The organism is Streptomyces botrytidirepellens (genome assembly GCF_003721215.1).
GTDB lineage: Bacteria > Actinomycetota > Actinomycetes > Streptomycetales > Streptomycetaceae > Streptomyces > Streptomyces himastatinicus.
The window spans coordinates 1-2,901 of record NZ_RIBZ01000549.1 but is presented as its reverse complement, the minus strand read 5'-3'; the positions used below and the strand labels follow the sequence as shown (position 1 = coordinate 2,901).

Below are 2,901 nucleotides of genomic sequence, written 5' to 3'. Positions count from 1 at the left end.
GTCCGGCGGCTCGCCGGGCCCCCTGGTACGCCCGGTCCCCCCGACCCCGGCCCGCCGCCCGACCCTGACCACGGCCCCCGCCGCCGTACAACGCCGCGCCCTGCGAACGGCGCCTGCGGCGCCTGGGGGTACGGGTCCGGGTGCGCCGACGACGGGTACGCCCGCCGCGCGCCCCGCTGCTCCGTCGGCGCCCGTTCCGGAAGCGTCCGACTCCGCCCCGGCCCCGGAGGCCTCTGCCCCGGCGGCGCGGGGGAGTGGGCCGGGCGGGCGCGCTCAACTGCCCGCGGCCCCCGAGCCTTTGCAGTCGGCTGCGGTGCAGCGGCCGGGTCCCGGTGGGCCTGGTCCGGGGGGTGCGTCGACGCCTGGGGCGCCTGCGTCGGGGTTGCCTGCTGCGCGTCCCGTTCAGCGGCGGGGGGTTGGTCCGTCGGGTTCGGCGCCTGCCGGGCCTGCGGGTTCCGAGTCTGCGCAGTTGCCTGTGGTGCAGCGGCCCGGTCCCGGGGGTGCGCCGACGCCTGGCGCGCCCGTGTCGGCGTCGCCCGCTGAGCGTCCGGTCCAGCGGCGGGCCGCTGGTCCGTCGGCGCCCGACTCCGTTCCGGGCCCGGCGGCCTCTGCCCAAGCGGAGTCCGCCCCGGCGCCTGCCGCGCCCATGGCCCCCGAGCTTCCGCAGTCGCCTGCGGCGCAGCGGCCGGGTCCCGGCGGGCCTGGCCCCGGGGGTGCGGGTCTGGGGGCACCGACGACCGGTACGCCCGCTGCGCGTCCCGTTCAGCGGCGTGCCGTTGGTCCCTCGGGTGCGGCGGCCTCTGGTCAAGCGGCGTCCGCCCCGGCGCCAGCGGCCCCGGCATCGGTGCCTGCTCCTGCGGCGCCCATGACCCCCGAGCTTCCGCAGTCCCGCGCGGTCCAACGGCGCGGCCCCGGCCCCGGGGGTACGGGCCTGGGCGCGCCGACGACCGGTACGCCCGCGTCGACAGCGGTTGGTCCTTCTGACTCGGCGCCTGCTCCGGCACCGGACGCGGTGTGGGGGAGTGGGCCGGGCGGGGGCGTTCCGGCGCCTGCCGTGCCTGGGCAGTCGCCCGCGGTGCAGCGGTCGGGCAGCCCTGACCCTGGGGGCGCGCCGACGCCTGGTACGCCCGCGTCGGCGTCGCCTGCTGCGCGCCCCGTTCAGCGGCGGGCCGCTGGTCCGTCGGGTTCGGGTCCGGCGTCCGATTCTGCTCCGGCCCCGGGGGCGTCTGCTCAAGCGCCAGCGACCCCGGCGTCTGCCGTGTCTGCGCAGTCGCCCGTGGTGCAGCGGCCCGGTCCCGGTGCCCCTGGGCCCGGGGGCGCGCCGACGACGGGCACGCCTCCCTCGGCGTCGCCCGCTGCGCGTCCTGTTCAGCGGCGGGCCGCTGCCCCGTCTGACTCGACGCCAGCCCCGGTACCGGACGCGGTGCGGGGGAGTGAGCCGGGCGGGGGCGCTCCGACGCTTGCGGTGCAGCCGCCCGGTCCCGGTGGCCTCGGCGCCAAGGGCACGGGCCTGGGTGCGCCGACGACTGGCGCGCCTGCCGAGCGTCCGGTGCAGCGGCGCGCGCCCGGTGGCCCTGGCCCCGGGGGTACGGGTCTGGGTGCGCCGACGACTGGTACGCCCGCTGGGCGTCCGGTCCAGCGGCGGGCCGTTGGCCCGTCGGCTCCGCCCCCGGCACCTGCCGCCCCCGCGGCCCCCGAGCCTTCATCGCCGCCCGTGGTCGAGCGGCGCGGGCCTGGCCCCGGGGGGGCGGGCTTAGGTGCACCGACCGCGGGTGTGCCGTCCGGCCGTCGGCGTCCGGGGCTGGGCTCGCCCCTGTCCTCGCCTCCCGCCCCGTCGGCACCGCCGGTCATCGAGACGGGCGGCAGACCGATGCCGTCGCAGCAGCCGCCCGTACAGCGCGCGGTCGCGCCTTCCGGCTCGCCTCTGCCGGTCGTACGGCCCAAGGAAGCGACGCTTCCGCCGCCCGTACCCCTGGAGACCGCACCGGCGGTGCAGCGGACGGAAGTTGAACGCCGTCCGGCCCCGGCCTCGATGCCCCTGGCACCGGCACGGGCGCTGACCTCCGCGTTGCCGACGACGCCTTCGCCCGGTGCCGCGGCCGTACAGCGCAGCGCTGTGCCAACGGCGGTGCCGCTGCGTCGCGTCGGCACGGGCAGCGCGCTGCCGCCGCAGGGTTCGACGACCGGTCGCGGTCTCCCACCCGCCCCGCCGGTACAGCGCGCGGCGGATGCCGGACCTGCGTCCTCGCCCGGGCTGATCGGCCGCGCGATGCGGCGCCTTTCCGGCCGCCCGGCAGCGCCGGGGAAGTCGGACGCCGGTGCGGCCCCTCAGCCTGCCGAGGAGTCGGCGCGGGGAACCGGGAGCGGGCCCGCACCAGCGGGACGCCCGACCGAGGGCCGTACGCCCGGTACGGCGGCGACGCCGCCGGTCCCGCCCGTGTCGACGGGCGCCGGGGGCGGACCCGCACCGGTGGGACCCGGGGCGGGGACCGGTGCGGCGTTCCCGCAGGCTCCCTCGTCCGCGTCGTCTTCCACCCCGCCGGTGCAGCGCGCGATGCGCTCGCCTGGTAATGCCCAACCGCCCAAGCCGTCCGTGCCGTTGGGGCGGCCGACTGAGGGTCGTGCGCCCGGGGCGCCGTCCCCGCAGGCTCCGTCGTCCGCGTCGCCCGCCGCCCCACCGGTGCAGCGCGCCGTATCACCGCAGGCGCCGTTCCCGTCCGTACCGGCGGGTCCGGGGAGCGGGTCCGCGCCGATGGGCCCTACGCCGGGGGTGCCCGGGATGCGGGGGCCCGCGTCCGCGCAGGCTCCGTTGGCCGCGTCGCACGTGCCGTCGGATGCGGGCGGCGGCGGGCCCGTTCGGAGGGGGCTGCCGACCCATGGGGCGCCCGCGCCGGTGCAGCG

At 80.1% G+C, this 2,901-nt stretch carries 1 pseudogene; it reads right to left on the bottom strand.

Features of this window, described 5'->3' with window-relative positions:
* Positions 1-2,328 precede the first annotated feature (2,328 nt).
* Positions 2,329-2,901: pseudogene (locus EEJ42_RS51990) on the bottom strand (hypothetical protein); the annotation flags it as partial.